Annotated in this window: 18 protein-coding genes; 10 read left to right on the forward strand and 8 right to left on the reverse strand. The window is 63.0% G+C overall.

Annotated features, from left to right (window positions below; genetic code table 11):
• Positions 1-38 precede the first annotated feature (38 nt).
• Positions 39-317, forward strand: coding sequence for a DUF1654 domain-containing protein (locus AC5QPF_RS21455; RefSeq protein ID WP_494959787.1), 279 nt, complete (start codon positions 39-41; stop codon positions 315-317).
• Between the two features lie 5 nt (positions 318-322).
• Complete coding sequence (locus AC5QPF_RS21460) at positions 323-1012, forward strand: endonuclease (RefSeq protein ID WP_494959788.1); 690 nt, start codon at positions 323-325, stop codon at positions 1010-1012.
• Between the two features lie 3 nt (positions 1013-1015).
• Here the strand turns inward: AC5QPF_RS21460 and AC5QPF_RS21465 are convergent, their stop codons facing one another.
• The 6 genes from AC5QPF_RS21465 to AC5QPF_RS21490 form a co-directional block, all read right to left on the reverse strand.
• On the reverse strand, positions 1016-1441 hold the full coding sequence (locus AC5QPF_RS21465; RefSeq protein ID WP_494959789.1) for a GTP pyrophosphokinase: 426 nt from the start codon (positions 1439-1441) through the stop codon (positions 1016-1018).
• A 102-nt stretch (positions 1442-1543) separates the two neighbouring features.
• On the reverse strand, positions 1544-2113 hold the full coding sequence (locus AC5QPF_RS21470) for an SPOR domain-containing protein (RefSeq protein ID WP_494959790.1): 570 nt from the start codon (positions 2111-2113) through the stop codon (positions 1544-1546).
• A gap of 58 nt (positions 2114-2171) precedes the next feature.
• Positions 2172-4427 (reverse strand): Orn/Lys/Arg family decarboxylase, encoded by a 2256-nt coding sequence (locus AC5QPF_RS21475; protein WP_494959791.1) that lies wholly within the window; start codon positions 4425-4427, stop codon positions 2172-2174.
• A gap of 87 nt (positions 4428-4514) precedes the next feature.
• The gene (gene dnaQ / locus AC5QPF_RS21480; protein ID WP_494964227.1) at positions 4515-5210 is read right to left on the reverse strand and encodes a DNA polymerase III subunit epsilon; all 696 of its coding nucleotides are present in this window, start codon (positions 5208-5210) and stop codon (positions 4515-4517) included.
• A 125-nt stretch (positions 5211-5335) separates the two neighbouring features.
• On the reverse strand, positions 5336-5782 hold the full coding sequence (gene rnhA / locus AC5QPF_RS21485; protein ID WP_494959792.1) for a ribonuclease HI: 447 nt from the start codon (positions 5780-5782) through the stop codon (positions 5336-5338).
• An 8-nt stretch (positions 5783-5790) separates the two neighbouring features.
• A complete protein-coding gene (locus tag AC5QPF_RS21490) occupies positions 5791-6573 on the reverse strand; it encodes a methyltransferase domain-containing protein (protein WP_494959793.1) in 783 nt (260 codons plus the stop codon).
• Positions 6574-6652: 79 nt separating this feature from the next.
• On the opposite strand from AC5QPF_RS21490, the gene gloB reads away from it, so the two are divergent.
• From gloB to fabI, 8 genes are all read left to right on the forward strand, one after another.
• Positions 6653-7432, forward strand: coding sequence for a hydroxyacylglutathione hydrolase (gene gloB, locus AC5QPF_RS21495; RefSeq protein ID WP_494959794.1), 780 nt, complete (start codon positions 6653-6655; stop codon positions 7430-7432).
• A 100-nt stretch (positions 7433-7532) separates the two neighbouring features.
• On the forward strand, positions 7533-8978 hold the full coding sequence (locus AC5QPF_RS21500) for a transglycosylase SLT domain-containing protein (protein WP_494959795.1): 1446 nt from the start codon (positions 7533-7535) through the stop codon (positions 8976-8978).
• Between the two features lie 110 nt (positions 8979-9088).
• Positions 9089-10918 carry an ABC transporter substrate-binding protein gene (locus AC5QPF_RS21505; protein ID WP_494959796.1) on the forward strand — a complete coding sequence of 610 codons (1830 nt, stop codon included), beginning with the start codon at positions 9089-9091 and terminating at the stop codon, positions 10916-10918.
• On the forward strand, positions 10915-12768 hold the full coding sequence (locus AC5QPF_RS21510; protein WP_494959797.1) for an ABC transporter substrate-binding protein: 1854 nt from the start codon (positions 10915-10917) through the stop codon (positions 12766-12768). The genes AC5QPF_RS21505 and AC5QPF_RS21510 overlap by 4 nt, the downstream gene beginning before the upstream one ends.
• A gap of 1 nt (position 12769) precedes the next feature.
• Positions 12770-13843 carry a microcin C ABC transporter permease YejB gene (locus AC5QPF_RS21515; protein ID WP_494959798.1) on the forward strand — a complete coding sequence of 358 codons (1074 nt, stop codon included), beginning with the start codon at positions 12770-12772 and terminating at the stop codon, positions 13841-13843.
• 1 nt (position 13844) lies between these two features.
• On the forward strand, positions 13845-14864 hold the full coding sequence (locus tag AC5QPF_RS21520) for an ABC transporter permease (RefSeq protein WP_458978158.1): 1020 nt from the start codon (positions 13845-13847) through the stop codon (positions 14862-14864).
• 1 nt (position 14865) lies between these two features.
• The gene (locus tag AC5QPF_RS21525; RefSeq protein WP_494959799.1) at positions 14866-16482 is read left to right on the forward strand and encodes a dipeptide ABC transporter ATP-binding protein; all 1617 of its coding nucleotides are present in this window, start codon (positions 14866-14868) and stop codon (positions 16480-16482) included.
• A gap of 13 nt (positions 16483-16495) precedes the next feature.
• Positions 16496-17290, forward strand: a complete 795-nt coding sequence (gene fabI, locus AC5QPF_RS21530; protein WP_042126258.1) for an enoyl-ACP reductase FabI — start codon at positions 16496-16498, stop codon at positions 17288-17290.
• Positions 17291-17475: 185 nt separating this feature from the next.
• On the opposite strand, the gene AC5QPF_RS21535 is transcribed toward fabI, so the two are convergent.
• Both AC5QPF_RS21535 and AC5QPF_RS21540 read right to left on the reverse strand, forming a co-directional pair.
• Complete coding sequence (locus AC5QPF_RS21535; RefSeq protein WP_494959800.1) at positions 17476-19347, reverse strand: SurA N-terminal domain-containing protein; 1872 nt, start codon at positions 19345-19347, stop codon at positions 17476-17478.
• A gap of 189 nt (positions 19348-19536) precedes the next feature.
• Positions 19537-19809: an HU family DNA-binding protein gene (locus AC5QPF_RS21540; RefSeq protein WP_494959801.1), complete on the reverse strand. Its 273-nt coding sequence runs from the start codon at positions 19807-19809 to the stop codon at positions 19537-19539.
• Positions 19810-19910 lie beyond the last annotated feature (101 nt).

Here is a 19910-nt window from a genome sequence, read left to right on the forward strand (position 1 = left end):
GACGATCTGTTGCGAAAACTCCTACAGTTAAATACTGTATGCGCATACAGCAAAAACAAGGAAACACTTTCGTGGCCACCTCCTCCGCTTCCGCGCCCGTCAGCAGCTATGAGCAACTGGGCATCCGCATACAGAAAATCATCAATGCCCCGACCGCCCAGCGCTCCCGGGCAGCACTGATCTTCCGGCTCGAACACGAATCCCCGGACGACTGGGAAACCCTGCTCGAGGAAATCGCCGAGAACGACAACGTCACCCTCGCCCATCGCGACGATGGCGGTGTGCAGATTTTCTGGACGGTGCCGAAGGAAGACTGACGCGGATGAGATTCACGGTATTGGCAGCCTCCTGCCTGTTGTTCAGCTTCACCGCCCACGCCGACGCCCCGCGCACCTTTACCGAAGCCAAGAAGATTGCCTGGCGCCTCTACGCACCGCAGTCAACAGAGTTCTATTGCGGCTGCAAGTACAAAGGCAATCATGTCGACCTGGCCGGTTGCGGTTACGTCCCGCGCAAGAATGCCAACCGTGCGGCGCGGATCGAGTGGGAACATATCGTTCCGGCCTGGCAGATCGGCCATCAGCGCCAGTGCTGGCAGAACGGTGGGCGCAAGAACTGCTCGCGCAACGACGCAACCTACGCCCGCGCCGAAGCCGACCTGCACAACCTGGTGCCGAGCATCGGCGAAGTGAATGGCGACCGCAGCAACTTCAGCTACGGCTGGCTACCCGAGCAACACGGACAATACGGCTCGTGTCTGACCCAGGTCGACTTCAAGGCCAGGAAAGTCATGCCGAGACCGTCCATCCGCGGGATGATCGCGCGCACCTACTTCTACATGAGCAAGCAGTACAACCTGAACCTGTCCAGACAAGACCGGCAGTTGTACGAGGCATGGAACAAGACCTATCCGGCCGAAGCCTGGGAGCGCCAGCGCAACCAGCGCGTGGCCTGCGTAATGGGTCACGGCAACGAATTCGTCGGACCGGTGGACCTCAAGGCCTGCAGTTGAGTGTCAGGGCAGTGCCTGCAAGTAGGCGCTGGCCTGCTGGCAGCGCTGCAGGTGAGCGATGTCGGCGGGACCGGGAATGACGATGCGAGTCAGGTCGCTTTCGTCAGCCAGGTCTGCCAGCTTGACCACCCGGGCCAGCGGGTCGCTGCCGACCCGCACGACGAATTCCTCGTCGCTCTCGCCGCACCGCGGACTGAGAGCCTGTACCGCGGCGAGAATCTTCAGGGTGAAGCCCTCGCGCGCCAGATCCGAGAGCGTCATCGGCGACTCTCGCAGCACTTCGTGGAGGACCGCGACGATACGCTGTTCAGTGGTGGAAACCCGCAGCATCACCCGCAGGGGATGCAGGATGTACGCTGCACCCACCTTGTCCCGGTACCCCTCGTGGGCCCGGGCTGCAACCGCAATGGCTCGCTCCAGCGTGGACATGGCCACCTCCTCACCGTTGCTGCACTCATCGATGGAACTGCGTCCTTCTGAGCATAGCCCGACAAACGCGGGAGCACCTGCTGCAGAGCGCCGCGCAGGCGATCAGCGCGGGGCGTCGTGCTGGATCACCACCGAATCGGTACCCAGTCGAGCCATGACATCGGCCTTGCTGGCCTCAGCCTCGGCCTTCTCCTGGTAAGGACCGAGCAGGACCACCGGCTTGCCGTCGCGATAGACCACGGAAGACGGGATGCCCTTCTCGATCAGCCTCGCGGTCATGTCGCTCACCGCGCCCATGTTCGGCCCCTGGACAATCTCCACGTCCCAGCCTTGCGGCGCCGGCTCGGCAGCGATGGCATCGGCACGGCGCTGCAGGTCGGCACCACCGCAGACCTCACGAATGCGCAGGCTGTTGCTGCCGTCGTCGATGATGATGTCGTAGTCCGTGCCCTGCTTGATGGCCACGTAGCTGCGATACGGCAGGTAGTTGCCAGCGTCGTCCTTGCCGCGGAACTGGCCGCAGATATCGCCCTGGGTGCTGAATCGCACGTTGGCAAACTTGGCCGTTTTCGGGTTCTGCAGGCTCTCGGCGACCTGCTTGTGCACCCGCTCCGCATCGTTGTCACAACCGGCCAGGGCCAGCAACGCCATTACCACCGCCACTTTGCGCACGCATGTACCTCCTGAATTCAAGCGGCGAATTCTAGCACCAGGCCACCAGCCGGGTCCGCTACTCCTTGACGCAGTCCACGGTGTAGACACGCTGCCCATCTATTTCCTCATGTTGCAGGCCATGCACATCGGCGACGAAACCGGGGAAGCCGCTGTCGAAGGCACGGGCGAAGGCGAGGTAATCGATGATCGAGCGGGTCGCCTCGGTAAAGCGCTCCCCAGGCATGATCAGCGGGATGCCCGGCGGGTATGGCACCAGCATCACTGCGGCGATACGCCCGAGCAACTGCTCGATGGGCACCGCCTCCACCTCGCCACGCACCAGCTTGTCGTACGCGTCGGCAGGCTTCATCACCACCTCCGGCAGGCGGGTGTAGAGGCGCTTGAGCTGCTTGGCGGTGGCATTGCTGCGGTAGCAGGCATGCAACTGGTCACACAGGTCGCGCAACCCCATACCGCGATAGCGCTGCGGGTCCTGGCTGGCGATGCAGGACAGGCTCCGACTCAGTTCGGTATTGGCGTCGTAGTTGCGCTTGAATTCCAGCAGCTCTGTGAGCAGGGTGCTCCACTTGCCCTTGGTGATGCCCATCGAGAACAGCACCAGGAACGAATACAGCCCGGTCTTCTCCACCACCAGCCCGCGCTCCCATAGGAACTTGCTCACCACTGCCGCTGGAATGCCGTGCCTATCAAGACTACCCCCGGCATCCAGACCGGGCATGACCAGGGTCACCTTGATCGGATCGAGCAGCACGTAGTCCTCGCTGACATCGCCGAAGCCATGCCATTGCGCCTGGGGCTCCAGCAGCCAGTCCTCGGTCGCGACACGATGGATGCCTTCGACCCGCGGCGGCTGCCAGACACTGAACCACCAGTCCTCGGCGGGCAGGTGCGCGCGCAGATTGGCCAGAGCACGGCGAAAACTCAGGGCTTCGTCGAACATTTCCTGGAGCAGCGAACGCCCCGCCGGCCCCTCCATCATCGCCGAGGACACATCCAACGAGGCAAGGATGCTGTATTGCGGCGAGGTGGAGATATGCATCATGAACGCTTCGTTGAAGCGGTCACGGTCCAGTTGCCGGCGCCCGCCATCCTGCACATGGATCATCGAGGCCTGGCTGAAAGCAGCGAGCAACTTGTGGGTGGAGTGGGTACTGAACACCAATGGGCTGTCGGCGCTGCGCGAGGTGCCCATGGCGTAGCGCCCGGCGAAAAACTCGTGGAAGGCAGCGTAGGCGTACCAAGCCTCGTCGAAGTGCAGCACCTCGACGCTGTTTCCAAGGGTCTGCTTGATCAGTTCGGCGTTGTAGCACAGGCCGTCGTAGGTAGAGTTTGTCACGACAGCCATCTTCACCCGTGGCTTGCGATCCTTGGTCAGAGAATTGGCGAACACTTTGGCCTGAATGGACTCGGGACTGAACTCGCTGAGCGGAATCGGCCCGATGATCCCCAGTTCGTTGCGCTCCGGACACAGGTAGAGCGGAATCGCGCCGGTCATGATGATCGCGTGCAGAACCGACTTGTGGCAGTTGCGATCCACCAGCACCAGATCGTCGCGACCGACCATGGAGTGCCAGACGATCTTGTTCGCCGTCGAAGTGCCATTGATCACGAAGAAGGTATGGTCGGCGCCAAAGTTACGTGCGGCACGGGCCTCGGCCTCCGCCAGCGGGCCTGTGTGGTCGAGCAGTGAGCCCAGCTCAGGCACCGAGACCGACAGGTCGGAGCGCAGCGTGTTCTCGCCGAAGAACTGGTGGAAGGCCTGCCCCACCGGGCTCTTGCGGTAAGCCACGCCGCCGCCGTGCCCGGGGGTGTGCCAGGAATAGTTGGACTGCGCGGTGTGCTGCACCAACGCCTTGAAGAACGGCGGCAGCAGCCCGTCCAGGTAGTTGTGCGCGGCACGGGCAACCTGGCGGGCGAGAAAAGGCACGGTGTCTTCGAACAAATAGAGGATGCCGCGCAACTGGTTCAGTTCGCTCATGGCATCGGCAGGGGCATTTTCCAGCGTGACCTGCTCGCCCAAGGCGAAGATCGGCAGGTGCGGTGCTCGGGAACGGGCGAGGCGGATCAGCTCGACCATGTTCTGCAACAGGTGGGTGTTTTCGCCCGCGCCTTCGGCGGCGATCAGCATGCACGCCAGCCCGTGATGGGTCGCGGCGACCAGGCGGCCTTCGGCATAGTCGATGGCGCTGAGGATGGTGAAACCGTCCTGAGCCAGCTCCTCGGCAATGCCACGCACGCGGTCGCCAGCTACGGTGTCGGACTTGATGTCACGGTGAACGATGAGAACGGGAAACTTGAGGTCCTTGTACATGGACGGCGCTACCTTCTTCCTGCGGGAGGCCACATGGGCCATTCATCTCAGGGTAGAAGGTCGCCGCCATGACGCGCGGCAAATGCCTCAGTTGGCCTCTGCCAGTTGTTGCCAGAGGGCCGGCGCACCGGCGGACTTGGCAACGGCTTCGAGGCGGGCGACATGAGCCTCCAGCTCCTCGGGAGTCGCGCGGATGATCCGGCCTGGCTGGCGGCTTGCCGGCAGCCGGCGGATCTCGCTGCCTTGAGCCCCGCCCCCCTCGCCTTCACCGTCATGACCCGCCAACGACAAGCTGGTCTGGCCACCGGTCATGGCCAGGAAGACATCCGCCAGCAACTCGGAGTCGAGCAACGCGCCGTGCAACTCACGGCCGGAGTTGTCGATGCCGTAACGCTTGCACAGGGCGTCGAGGCTGTTGCGCTGGCCTGGGTGGCGCTCGCGCGCCATCATCAGGGTGTCGAGAATATCGCAGTGTTGCGAAATGTCGGCGCGATCGTGCTGGCCGAGCAAGGCGAATTCGTTGTTGATGAAGCCAACGTCGAACGTCGCATTATGGATGATCAGGCGTGCGCCCTGGATGAACTCGAAGAACTCTTCGGCGACGTCGGCAAAGCGTGGCTTGTCGACCAGGAAGGCGTCGGTGATGCCGTGGACGCCGATGGCGCCCTCGTCACTCGGGCGGTCCGGCTGCAGGTAGACGTGAAAGTGGCGCCCGGTCATGCGGCGTCCGACCAGCTCGATGCAACCGATTTCGATGATCCGGTGACCATCAGTGACCGGCATACCGGTGGTTTCGGTATCGAGAACTACCGACCTGTTGTCATGCAAATCCACGTCGGTGATCTCCTGCCGTGTTGCTGAAAGCGGCGAATCTTAACCCAGCTTCGCCGCCGCGTCCCGGAGATTCATCAGCGCAGGCCACGAACTTCGTCGACCCCGCGATTGGCCAACTGGTCAGCGCGCTCGTTGCCATGGTGACCGATATGCCCCCGCACCCATTTCCAGGTGACCTTGTGCCGGTTGACCTGCTCGTCGAGCAACTGCCAGAGGTCGGCATTCTTCACCGGCTCCTTGGCCGCGGTCTTCCAGCCGCGCTTCTTCCAGTTGGTCATCCACTCGGTGATGCCCTTCATGACGTACTGCGAGTCGGTGACCAGCAACACCTCGCACTCGCGCTTCAGCGACGCCAGGCCCTGGATCGCCGCCATCAGTTCCATGCGGTTGTTGGTGGTCTCGCGCTCGCCACCCCAGAGTTCCTTTTCCACACCCTTGTAGACCATCAGCACGCCCCAGCCGCCCGGGCCAGGATTGCCCTTGCAGGCGCCATCGGTGTAGATCTCCACGCTATCGCTCATGTACAACCTTACTCATCATTGAAGGGTCTGCCTTCGGGGTGGGGTGTCTGACGATTGACCTTCGCCAGCGGCAACGGAATGAGCTTGCCCATCGGTTCGCGGCGCTCCTGGCGCAGCGGACGCAGGCCGACCACCATCTTGCGTGCCACCAGCAGGTAGACACCTCCGCCGGAGCCTTGCCAACGTCCGGCGAGACGCTCCCACCCCGCCAGCCGGGCCTGCCAGGCCGGGGAGGCAAGCGGCGGACGATAACACCCGAACCGGCGTTTCTCCAGCGCGAAGCCGAGCAGGTTGAGCCAGTCACCAACCCGCGAGGGCGAGATGCAGCGGGCCTTGCGCAAGGCATCGTGGGCGAACGCCCGGCGAACGCCCCAACTGCTCCAGGGGTTGATCCCGACAATCAGCAGGTGCCCGCCCGGACGCACACTGCTGGCCGCTTCGCGCAACAATCCATGGGGCGATAGCGAGAAGTCCAGGCCATGCTGCAGCACCACCACGTCAGCAGCGTGCTCGCTCAACGGCCAGGCCTGTTCTTCGCAGACGATCTCGACGCCGGGCAATGGCGCACCAAGGCGCACGTTGCGCTGTACCTGCGGCGCAGTGGGCGGCGCTTCGGCGCACGGACCGTAATGCACCAGATAACCGCCGAAGTAACGACCCAGCTCCTCTTCCAGCAAGCGCTGTTCCTCGGCGAGCATCAACTGCCCCAACGGACCGGCGAACCAGTCACGAGCCATGCTGATCAGTTCGAGCCACTGCGGATCGGCCTGGGCGAAGGCTTGGTCGGTCATTGCGTTCTCCCTGGAAGGTTCTCGACGGCGCACATAGCTACTAAGATGCACCCTTGTCCCACGTTTGGCGAATCGCTCGATGATACAAGTAGAAGCCTTGCCCGCTTTCAATGACAACTACATCTGGTTGTTGCAGGACCCCGCCAACCGTCGCTGCGCGGTGGTCGACCCGGGCGACGCGGCGCCGGTGCTGGCCTGGCTGGAACGGCACGCGGACTGGCAGCTGGAAGACATCCTCATCACCCACCACCACCACGACCATGTCGGCGGTGTCGAAGCCTTGAAAAGCGCCACCGGCGCACGGGTCAGCGGGCCGGCCAACGAGCGCATCCCGGCGCGGGACGTGGCACTGGAGGACAACGCGGTGGTACGAGTGCTGGATGTGGATTTCCAGGTGTTCGCGGTGCCTGGCCACACCCTGGGACATATCGCCTACTTCAGCGATCAACCGATGACGCCCCTGCTGTTCAGTGGCGACACCCTGTTCGCCGCCGGCTGCGGGCGACTGTTCGAAGGCACCCCGGCGCAGATGTACGCCTCCTTGCAACGCCTGGCGGCCCTGCCCGAGACCACGCAGGTGTATTGCGCCCATGAGTACACCCTGAGCAACCTGCGCTTTGCCTGTGCCGTCGAGCCGAAAAATCCGCACGTTAACGCACGATTCGAGGAAGTTACCCGTTTGCGTGCTGAAAATCGCATCACGTTGCCATCAACTATCGGCCTGGAACGTCTGACCAACCCTTTCCTGAGGGTAGGCGAAACATCCGTTAAAGAAAAAGCAGACGAACGGAGCGGGGCTTTAAACCTTACGCCAAGTGCTGTTTTTGCTGGGTTGCGGGCGTGGAAAGATACCTTCTGAAGATGGCCGCTTGATGACTGCACAGTTCTGAAAGGTTGACCCGGTTGGGGGCGCTTTCTAGAATCGCCCGACATTTTCGCCCGGAACTCTGTCCCAGCCAATGTCGTCCAATAGCCGCAGAACCTTCGCCCCCGCCGCTCTGACGCGCCTCGCACAGGCCGTTGCGCTCGGTCTGACAGCCACCCTCGTGGGCTGCCAGAGCACCAGCCATATGGGCGACAACGACAGCGTTCGCATGCAGGTCCAGCACCGGCCCAAGCCAAAGCCCGTGTTCGTCCAGGCCAAGCCGGCGGAGCAGGTACCGCAAGACGTCTGGGAACGTATTCGCCAGGGCTTCCAGCTGCAGGACGACATCGGCGTCAACCCGCGTATCGAGCAACAGCGCCTGTGGTTCGCCAGCAACCCGACCTTCCTCGAAACCGCCGGCGACCGCGGCAGCCTGTACATCCACTACATCGTCGAGCGCCTCGAAGAACGCGATATGCCGCTGGAGCTGGCCCTGCTGCCGGCCATCGAGAGCGCCTACAACCCGATGGCCTACTCCCGCGCCCATGCGGTCGGCCTGTGGCAGTTCATCCCGTCCACCGGACGTCACTACAACCTGCGCCAGACCCGTTTCTACGATGGCCGCCGCGATATCACCGCATCGACCAACGCCGCGCTGGACTACCTGACCCGCCTGCACGACATGTTCAACGGCGACTGGCTGCTGGCCCTGGCCGCTTACAACGCCGGCGAAGGCACGGTGAGCCGGGCCATCGAGCGCAACGATCGCCTCGGCCTGCCCACCGACTACTGGAACCTGCCGCTGCCCCAGGAAACCCGCGACTACGTGCCGAAGCTGCTGGCCCTGTCCCAGGTGGTCATGACCCCGGAAGCCTACGGGGTGAACCTCAACCCGATCGCCAACGAACCCTACTTCGAAGCGGTCGCGATCAAGGATCGTCTCGACCTGTCGCGGGTTGCCGCCCTGGCCGAGATCGACGAGGACGAGCTGTTCCAGCTCAACCCGGCCTTCAAGAAACGCATGACCGTGGACGGTCCTCAACAACTGCTGGTACCGACTGCCAAGGCACAACTGCTGACCAGCAGCCTGTCGAGCATGAAACCCGAGGAACTGCTGGCCCTGCAGCCGAAGGCCGCGGTGTTCGAGGCGGCGCTGGCTGAAGCCAGTGCCCCGGCGGCGCGCAGCGTGCGCTACCGGGTAAAGCGCGGCGACAGCCTGGGCAGCATCGCCAAGGCCAACCGGGTCAGCGTCAAGGACCTGCAACGCTGGAACAAGATCAGCGGCAACCGCGTGAAAGCCGGCCAGACGCTGGTCCTGCAGAGCAAACAGCCGATCACCGTGGCGTCCGCCAGCAAGCCCACCTCCACGACCGCCAACGCCAAGCAACGCGCTACACAGTACAAGGTCCAGAAAGGCGATTCGCTGTACCTGGTCGCAAAACGCTTCAACGTGGAAATGCAACACCTCAAACGCTGGAATCCGCGCAGTGGTCAGGCACTGAAGCCAGGCCAGACCCTGACCGTCTACCTGCCGCACTGATACCGCCTCCGGGCAGTGCATGGACGCCACGGGCGCGCTCTTTTTCCTGCTGATACAAGCTGTTACTGTAGGAACCATAAAGCCCAAGCCGCCTGGATCGGATCGCCGACTTGATACGTCCCCTCCTGCTGACATTCAGCCTGGTCTTGAGCTTTCCTGCGGGCGCGACCATCACCGAAAGCCACGGTTACGCCCAGTTCGGCACGCTCAAGTACCCCGCCAAGTTCACCCACTTCGACTGGGTCAATCCGCAAGCGCCCAAGGGCGGCACCTTGCGCGCCATGGCATTCGGCACCTTCGATACCCTCAACCCCTACACCTTCAAGGGCAGCAGTCCGGTGACCACACCGAACTTTCTGCAGTATGGGGTCAGCGAGCTCAATGAAACCCTGATGGTCGGCACCGGCCAGTACGATCCGTCCGGCGACGAGGCCACCTCCAGCTACGGACTGATCGCCCGCTCCGTGGAGTACAGCGAGGACCGTAGCTGGGTGGTGTTCAACCTGCGTCCGGAAGCGCGCTTCCACGATGGCCATCCCATCACGGCCGCCGACGTGGCGTTCTCCTACCGCACCCTGCTCAAGGAAGGTCATCCGATCTACCGCACCAACCTGCAGGAGGTGGAACGGGTCGACGTGCTCAATCCGCAGCGCATCCGCTTCGTCTTCAAGCGTGCCGGCAATCCCCTGCTGATCCTGCGCTTGGGCGAGATGCCGGTGCTGCCCCAGCACTACTGGAAAGGCCGGGACTTCAAGGCCACCACCTTCGAACCACCGCTGGGCAGCGGCCCCTATCGTATCAGCGAGGTGCAGCCGGGCCGGCGCCTGGTGTTCGAGCGGGTCAAGAACTGGTGGGGCAAGGACCTGGCGGCCAACCGCGGCAAGTACAACTTCGACCGCATCGAATACGAGTTCTACCGCGACAGCGACGTGGCCTTCGAAGCCTTCAAGGCCGGCGAGTTCGACATCTATATCGAGCACCAGGCGAAGAACTGGGCCAATGGCTACAACTTCCCGGCTGTACGGCGCGGCGACGTGATCAAGGCGCAGATCAAGCACCAGATCCCGACCCAGACCCAGGGCCTGTTCATGAACAGCCGTCGTGCGGCCTTCGCCGATCGCCGGGTGCGTCAGGCCCTGGGCCTGATGTTCGATTTCGAATGGACCAACCGCACCCTGTTCAGCAGCGCCTATCGCCGGGCCACCAGTTTCTACCCCAACAGCGAATTCACTGCTGACGGTCTGCCGGTGGGCAAGGAGTGGCTATTGCTGGCGCCATGGCGCGACGAATTGCCGCCGGGCTTGTTCACCCAACCGTTCAAGGTCAGCCAGACCGATGGCCGCGGTATCGGCCGGGATAACCTGCGCCAGGCTCTGGACCTGCTCGGCAAGGCCGGCTGGAAACTCAGCGGCCAGCGCCTGCTGAACAGCAACGGCCAGCCTCTCAAACTGGAAATCCTTCTGGTCAACCCGAACCTTGAACGAATTCTCCAGCCTTATGTCGAGAACCTCGCCAGCATCGGTATCGATGCGCGCCTGCGCACTGTCGACCGGGCGCAGTACAAGCAGCGCCTCGATCAATTCGACTTCGACATGATCCTGATGACCCTGACCCAGACCCTCAGTCCCGGCCTGGAACAATGGCAATATTTCCATTCCAGCCAGGCCGCCACCAAGGGCAGCAAGAACTACGCTGGGGTCAACAGCCTGGTGGTCGACCACCTGCTCGATGCTCTGCTCGCCGCGCAGACCCGCGATGACCAGGTGGCCGCGACCCGCGCCCTGGACCGCGTGCTGCTGTGGCAGCACTACATGATTCCCAACTGGTATCTCGACTATCACCGCCTGGCCTACCGCAACCGGTTCGCCTTCGTCACCACGCCGCCCTACACCCTGGGGCTGAATACCTGGTGGCTCAAGCCTTCGGAGAACGCCCAATGATGCCAATGCCCCGTCTGCGCCAGTTGCTCGGCGGCCTGCTGCTGGCTGGCCTGAGCCTGCCGACCCTGGCCGCGCCGCAACATGCGCTGACCCTGTACAACGAAGCGCCAAAGTACCCGGCCGACTTCAAGCATTTCGACTACGTGAACCCCGACGCGCCCAAGGGCGGCACCTTCCGCGAAAACGGCTTCGGCAGTTTCGACAGCCTCAACCCCTTCATCAGCAAGGGCGTGCCGGCGGACAACATCGACCTGGTCTACGACACCCTGGCCCGCGCCAGCCTCGACGAGCCGTTCACCGAGTACGGCCTGCTGGCGAAGCAGATCGAGAAAGCTCCGGACAATAGCTGGGTGCGCTTCTACCTGCGCCCCGAAGCACGCTTCCAGGACGGTCAGCCGGTACGCGCCGAAGACGTGGTGTTCACCTTCAACACCCTGATGAAAAGCGGCGCCCCGCTGTTCCGCGGCTACTACGCCGACGTCTCCGAGGTGGTCGCCGAAGACCCGCTGCGGGTGCTGTTCAAGTTCAAGCACGGCAACAACCGCGAGCTACCGCTGATCCTCGGGCAGATCGCGGTGCTACCCAAACACGTCTGGGAAGGTCGTGACTTCGCCAAGGGCGGCCTGGAAATCCCCGTGGGCAGCGGGCCGTACAAGGTCGCCGAGGTCAAGCCGGGGCGCTCGATCCGCCTGGAACGAGACAAGAACTACTGGGGCAAGGACCTGCCGATCAACCGCGGCTTCTACAACTTCGATACCATCACCGTCGATTACTACCGTGACAACACCGTGGCTCTGGAAGCGCTCAAGGCCGGGCAGTTCGACTACTGGTTCGAAACCAGCGCGAAGAACTGGGCCACCGCCTACAACATCCCCGCGGTACGGGAAAAGCGCCTGATCCGCGAGGAAATCCCCAATGGCACGCCCACCGGCATGCAGGGATTCGTCTTCAACCTGCGCCGCCCGGTGTTCCAGGACGTGCGGGTACGCCAGGCACTGAGCCTGCTGCTGGACTTCGAGTGGACCAACAAGCAACTGTTCAACGGCGCCTACACCCGCACCGGCAGCTACTTCGAGAACTCCGAGATGGCGGCCAAGGGCCTGCCCGGCGAGGATGAGCTGAAACTTCTCGAACCGCTACGCGGCAAGATCCCCGAGCAAGTGTTCACCGAAGCCTTCAAGAACCCGGTCACCGATGCCAGCGGCATGATCCGCGAGCAGCAGCGCCAAGCCTATAAGCTGCTGCAGGAAGCCGGCTGGCGCATCGAGAACGACAAGATGGTGGATGCCCAGGGCAAGCCGCTGACCATCGAGTTCCTGCTCGCCCAGACCGAGTTCGAGCGCATCCTCCTGCCCTACAAGCGCAACCTCGCCGACCTCGGCATCACCCTCAACATCCGCCGGGTCGACGTCGCCGAGTACATCAACCGACTGCGCTCGCGGGACTTCGACATGATCGTAGGCGGCTTCCCGCAGTCCAACTCGCCGGGCAACGAGCAACGCGAGTTCTGGCAAAGCGGCAGCGCCGACAATCCCGGTAGCCGCAACTATATGGGCCTCAAGGACCCGGCCGTGGACAGCCTGGTGGAATCGCTGATCAACGCCGACTCGCGGCAGAGCCTGATCGCCCACACCCGCGCCCTCGACCGCGTGCTGCAGTGGGGCTTCTACGTGGTGCCCAACTGGCATATCAAGACCTGGCGCGTGGCCTACTGGAACCATATCGGCCACCCCGCCACGCCGCCCAAGTACGACATCGGCGTGAATACCTGGTGGGTCAAGCCCGACGTGACCCCGGCCGCCCCGGTGACCGCCGCGGAAGACGCCGCCGCCGCGCACGGAGAGCAGTGACATGCTGGCCTATATCCTGCGGCGCCTGCTGCTGATCATCCCGACCCTGTTCGGCATCCTGATCATCAACTTCGTCATCATCCAGGCCGCGCCCGGCGGCCCGGTGGAGCAGATGATCGCCAAGCTCGAAGGCTTCGAGGGCGCTACCAGCCGGATTGCCGGTGGCGGCGCCGAAGTCTCGGTGGCCGGCTCCAACTACCGTGGCGCGCAAGGCCTCGATCCGGCATTGATCAAGGAAATCGAGCACATGTACGGCTTCGACAAGTCGGCGCCGGAACGCCTGTGGATCATGGTCAAGAACTACGCCAGCCTGGACTTCGGCGACAGCTTCTTCCGCGATGCCAAGGTGGTCGATCTGATCGCCGAGAAGCTGCCGGTGTCGATCTCCCTCGGCCTGTGGAGCACGCTGATCATGTACCTGGTGTCGATTCCCCTGGGGATCGCCAAGGCCACCCGTCACGGCAGTCATTTCGACGTGTGGACCAGTTCAGCGATCATCATCGGCTACGCCATCCCCGCCTTCCTCTTCGCCATCCTGCTGATCGTGGTCTTCGCCGGCGGCAGCTATCTGGACTGGTTCCCGCTCCGAGGGCTGACATCGAGCAACTTCGACGAGCTGAGCACCTGGGGCAAGATCGGCGACTATTTCTGGCACCTGGCCCTACCCATCACCGCACTGGTGATCGGCAACTTCGCCACCATGACCCTGCTGACCAAGAACAGCTTCCTCGACGAGATCAACAAGCAGTACGTGGTCACCGCCAAGGCCAAGGGCCTGACCCCGAACCGCGTGCTCTACGGCCACGTGTTCCGCAACGCCATGCTGCTGGTGATCGCCGGCTTCCCCTCGGCGTTCATCGGCATCTTCTTCACCGGCTCGCTGCTGGTGGAGGTGATCTTCTCCCTCGACGGCCTCGGCCTGATGAGCTTCGAGGCAGCGATCAACCGCGACTACCCGGTGGTCTTCGGCACCCTGTTCATCTTCACCCTGCTGGGGCTGGTGGTGAAACTGATCGGCGACCTGACCTACACCCTGGTCGATCCGCGTATCGACTTCGAAAGCCGGGAGCACTGAGATGAACCTGTCCCCTCTCAATCGCCGCCGCTTCGAGCGTTTCAAGGCCAACCGCCGTGGCTGGTGGTCACTGTGGCTGTTCCTGGTCCTGTTCGGCCTGAGCCTGGGTGCCGAGCTGATCGCCAACGACAAGCCGCTGGTCGTACGCTACGACGGCGAGTTCTATTTCCCGGCGTTCAAGCGCTACCCGGAAACCACCTTCGGCGGTGAATTCCCCCTGGAAGCCAACTACAAGAGCCCCTACATCCGCGACCTGCTGGAGAAGAAGCAGAGCTGGGTGCTGTGGGCGCCGATCCCGTTCAGCTACCAGAGCATCAACTACGATCTCAAGGTCCCCGCCCCTGCCCCGCCCTCGGCGCAGAACTGGCTGGGCACCGACGACCAGGGACGCGACGTGCTGGCACGGGTGATCTACGGCTTTCGCATCTCGGTGCTGTTCGCCCTGACCCTGACCGTGCTCAGTTCCATCATCGGCGTGATCGCCGGCGCGCTGCAGGGCTTCTATGGTGGCTGGGTCGACCTGGCCGGCCAGCGCTTCCTGGAAATCTGGTCGGGCCTGCCGGTGCTGTACCTGCTGATCATCCTCGCCAGCTTCGTGCAGCCGAACTTCTGGTGGCTGCTGGGGATCATGCTGCTGTTCTCCTGGATGAGCCTGGTGGACGTGGTCCGCGCCGAATTCCTGCGCGGACGCAACCTGGAGTACGTGCGCGCCGCGCGGGCCCTGGGCATGCAGAACGCGGCGATCATGTACCGGCACATCCTGCCCAACGCCATGGTCTCGACCATGACCTTCCTGCCGTTCATCCTCACCGGCGCCATCGGCACCCTGACCGCCCTGGACTTCCTCGGCTTCGGCCTGCCGCCCGGCGCGCCGTCCCTCGGTGAACTGGTCGCCCAGGGCAAATCCAACCTGCAGGCCCCGTGGCTGGGCATCAGTGCCTTCGCCGTGCTGGCGCTGATGCTCAGCCTGCTGGTGTTCATCGGCGAATCCGCCCGCGATGCCTTCGACCCGAGGAAATGACATGAACAAGGACACCTTGATCGAAGTACGCGACCTTGCCGTCGAATTCGTCAGTGGCGCCCAGCAGCAGCGCGTGGTGGAGAGCGTCAGCTTCGATATCCGCCGTGGCGAGACCCTGGCCCTGGTCGGCGAGAGCGGCTCGGGCAAGTCGGTCACGGCCCACTCGATCCTGCGCCTGCTGCCCTACCCGCTGGCGCGGCACCCGACCGGGAGCATCCGCTACGACAACCAGGACCTGCTGCACCTGGACGAGAAGAAGATGCGCCACATCCGTGGCAACCGCATCGCGATGATCTTCCAGGAACCGATGACCTCGCTGAACCCGCTGCACAACATCGAGAAGCAGATCAACGAAGTGCTGATGCTGCACAAGGGCCTGCGTGGCAAGGAGGCGACGGCGCGAACCCTGGAGTTGCTGGAGCTGGTGGGCATCCCCGATCCGGTCAAGCGCCTCAAGGCCCTGCCCCACGAGCTGTCCGGCGGCCAGCGGCAACGAGTGATGATCGCCATGGCCCTGGCCAACGAGCCGGAACTGCTGATCGCCGACGAGCCGACCACCGCCCTCGACGTGACCGTCCAGCTCAAGATCCTCGAATTGTTGAAGCGTTTGCAGGCCAAGCTGGGCATGGCGTTGCTACTGATCAGTCACGATCTGAATCTGGTGAAAAGAATTGCACACCGCGTATGTGTCATGCAGCGCGGTTGCATCGTCGAACAGGCGTCGTGTGAAGAACTGTTCCGCGCTCCGCAGCACCCGTACACGAAAATGCTGCTCGGCGCCGAGCCCAGCGGCAAGCCCGCCGCCAACCCGGAGGGTGCGCCGCTGCTGGAAGTCGAGGACCTGCGTGTCTGGTTCCCGATCAAGAAAGGCCTGCTGCGCCGTACCGTCGACCACGTCAAGGCGGTGGACGGCATCAACTTCAGCCTGCCCCAGGGCCAGACCCTGGGCATCGTTGGAGAAAGCGGCTCGGGCAAGTCTACGCTGGGTCTGGCGATCCTTAGGCTGATCTCCAGCCAGGGTGCCATCCGCTTCGAGAACCAGCGGCTGGACGGCATGAGCCAGCAGCAGGTGCGCCCGCTGCGGCGGGAGATGCAGGTGGTCTTCCAGGACCCCTTCGGCAGTCTAAGCCCGCGCATGTGCGTGAGCGACATCGTCGGGGAAGGCCTGCGCATTCATCGGATAGGCACGGAGGCGGAACAGGAACAGGCCATCATGGAAGCGCTCAGGGAAGTAGGTCTGGACCCGGAAACCCGGCACCGCTACCCTCACGAGTTTTCCGGAGGCCAACGACAACGGATTGCCATTGCCCGGGCACTGGTATTGAAACCGGCGCTGATCCTGCTGGACGAGCCCACTTCGGCGCTCGACCGAACGGTTCAGCGCCAGGTGGTGGAACTGCTGCGTGCGCTGCAGACCAAGTACAACCTGACCTACCTGTTCATCAGCCACGACCTGGCGGTGGTCAAGGCGCTCAGCCACCAGTTGATGGTGGTCAAGCAGGGCCAGGTGGTGGAACAAGGTCCGGCCGCGGAGATTTTCGCCGCACCACAACATACTTATACACAGCAGCTGCTGGAGGCCGCTTTCCTGGCTCCCACGGCTGTCGATATAACCTGAAGAGGAACAACACATGGGTTTTCTCGCCGGTAAGCGCGTACTGATCGTCGGTGTCGCCAGCAAACTGTCCATCGCATCCGGCATCGCTGCCGCCATGCATCGCGAGGGTGCGGAGCTTGCCTTCACCTATCAGAACGAAAAGCTCAAGGGCCGCGTCGAAGAATTCGCCGCAGGCTGGGGCTCCAACCCTGAGCTGTGCTTCCCTTGCGACGTTGCCAACGATGACGACATCGCCAAGGTCTTCGAGGAGCTGAGCAAGAAGTGGGACGGCCTGGACTGCATCGTGCACTCCGTGGGCTTCGCCCCGGGTGACCAGCTGGACGGCGACTTCACCGAAGTCACCACCCGCGAAGGCTTCCGCATTGCCCACGACATCAGCGCCTACAGCTTCGTCGCCCTGGCCAAGGCCGGTCGCGAAATGATGAAAGGCCGCAATGGCAGCCTGCTGACCCTGTCGTACCTGGGCGCCGAGCGCACCATGCCGAACTACAACGTCATGGGCATGGCCAAGGCCAGCCTGGAAGCCGGCGTTCGCTACCTGGCCGGCAGCCTCGGCCCGGAAGGCACCCGCGTCAACGCCATTTCCGCCGGCCCGATCCGCACCCTGGCCGCTTCCGGCATCAAGAGCTTCCGCAAGATGCTGGCCGCCAACGAAGCGCAGACCCCGCTGCGCCGCAACGTCACCATCGAAGAAGTCGGCAACGCCGGCGCCTTCCTCTGCTCCGACCTGGCGTCGGGTGTCAGCGGTGAAATCATGTACGTGGACGGTGGTTTCAACACCACTGCCATGGGTGATATCTCGGAGTAAGACTTCGGGAAAGGGAAAAGGCCGCGAATGCGGCCTTTTCTTTTTTGGGGAGCTGCAAGCCTCAGGCTACAAGTGGCAAGAAGGAGCAATTCGCGTCGCAACCTCTCTTTTTTGCAGCTTGAGGCTTGAGACTCGAAATGAAAAAGCCCGCATCGCTGCGGGCTTTTTCATCTCTGCGGTACCACTCAGTAACGAGTGATCTCCGCCTTGGCTTCCAACTGCTTGCGGTACGCCGCGAAGTCCTGCTGGCCGGCACGGGAAGCGAGGTAGCGACGGTATTCGCCCTTCTCTTCCGCGCTGGCGGCGCTGCCTTCGTTGACGCCGTTCAGGCGCAGCACGACCACACTGCCATCGGCCAGGGTCACGGTGGAGTACACCGGCTTGTCCTTGGCTTCAGGCTTGCTCATGCGGAACAGCGCTTGCAGCTCCACCGGATCGACGCCTTCCTGCATGCGGGTCGCCGCTTCCTGGACTTTCCAGGCCTGGCCATCCTGCTCCGGCTGATAGGCGATCTTGCCATCGCGCAGACCGGCGACCAGGGCCTCGGTCTTGCTCTTCACGGCAGCGGTAGCCTGCTCCTGGGCCAGGTGGTCATGGATCGGACCGGCAACGGCTTCCAGCGGCAGTTGCGCAGGCTTGCGGTGCTCCTTGGCACGGATGACCACGACGGTCTCCGGGTCCAGCTCGATGGCCGAGCTGTTGGCACCCTCATCCAGCACTTCAGGGCTGAACGCGGCCTGGATCACCTGGCGGTTGGCAGTGACGCCTTCGCCACCTTCACGACCGAACGGTGCCGAGGTCTGCACCTTCAGGCCCAGGTCCTGGGCCGGCTGGGCCAGGTCGGACGCCTCGAAGGCCGAGTCTTCCAGCTGCTTGCTGGCTTCGACGAAGCGCTGCTCGACCTGCTGGGTCTTCAGTTCGCGGGTGAGCTTGTCCTTCAGGCTGGCGAAGGTCGGCACCTCGGGTGCCTGCACGCCCAGCAGCTTGATCAGGTGATAGCCGAACTCGGTACGCACCGGGGCAGACACCTGGTCCTTGTTCAGCGCGTACAGCGCGTCCTCGAAGGCCGGGTCGTAGACACCCTTGCCAGCGTAGCCGAGGTCGCCGCCGTTGTTGGCAGAACCCGGATCCTGGGAGAACTCCTTGGCCAGCGCGGCGAAGTCCTCGCCCTTGGCCAGACGTTGCTGGACATCGGCGATGCGGGCCTTGGCCTGGGCATCGTCCTGCTTGTCGTTGACTTCGACGAGGATGTGCGCGGCGTGGCGCTGCTCGGCGAGATTGGCGATTTCTTTCTGGTAAAGCGCCTGCAACTCGTCGTCGCTGACCTGGACCTGGTCGAAGAACGCAGCTTTCTTCAGCTCGACGTAGTCGATGACAACCTGGTCAGGGCTCATGAACTCCTTGGCATGCTGGTCATAGTGGGCCTTGACCTGCTCGTCGGTAACCTTGACGGCGGCCGGGTCGGCCTTGAAGGTCAGCGAGGCGAAATCACGGGTCTGTTTTTCCAGGCGGGCGAATGCATCAACCTGAGCGTCGGTAACGAAACCGCTGCCGGCGAGACCAGCACGCAGTTGGCCGATCAGCATTTCCTGGGCCAGCATCTCGCGGAATTGCATACGGCCATAGCCCAACTGGCGAATGACCTGGTCGAAGCGCTCGGCACTGAACTTGCCGTCAACCTGGAACTCAGGAGTCTGCAGGATCACCTGGTCGAGGGCGGCTTCGGAGAAGGAGAACTTGGCGTCATGGGCGCCCTGAAGCAGCAGTTGACGCTCGATCAGCCCTTTCAGTGCGGCTTCGCGGAGCATCTTGTCATCCAGCAGGGAGGGGTCGAAGTCCTTGCCCAATCGTTGCATCAGTTGCCGGCGTTGCGTGTCGACAGCCTGGCTCAGCTCGTTCTGGCTGATGGTGTCGCCGTTGACCTTGGCAGCATCCTTGTTGTGGCTGACGGCCTGGAAGATGGCGTCGAAACCGGTCAGTGCCATCAGTACCACAATGACACCGATGATGGTCTTGGCAATCCAACCTTGTGAATTGTCCCTGATATTTTGCAGCATGCGTCCCCCAGAAACGGCTGTGGCGGCTGCACAACCGCGGAGCGTGGGTAGAATCCTGATAGAAGAAAGGCGCATCCGGGGATGCGCCTTCTCGTAACGGCGAAACGGACGAATTCGGTATCGTTTCCGCTTCGCGCCCGGACCCGCTGCGGGAGCGGTCCGGTTAGGCGAAAGCCTGAAAAGAACGTCTTAGTTGACGGCTTCTTTCAGTGCCTTGCCGGCCTTGAAGCCTGGCTTGCGGGCAGCCGGGATTTCCAGGGTCTTGCCGGTTTGCGGGTTGCGACCGACGCGAGCCGGGCGATCCTGTACCGAGAAGGTACCGAAGCCAACCAGGACCACGGAGTCGCCTTCCTTCAGGGCACCGCTTACGGAGTCAATGAATGCGTCCAGGACACGGCCAGCGACAGCTTTTGGAACATCACTTTGTGCAGCGATAGCGTCAACCAATTCCGACTTGTTCACTCTAAGTCCCCTTATCTCTATTTGAGTTTGTTTCTAACTATGTAAAAGCAAAGCTGGGATCAACGCCAAGTGGCCAATGACACTTAAGTGCCTTTTACGGC

This window comes from Pseudomonas sp. Con_6 (genome assembly GCF_059379395.1).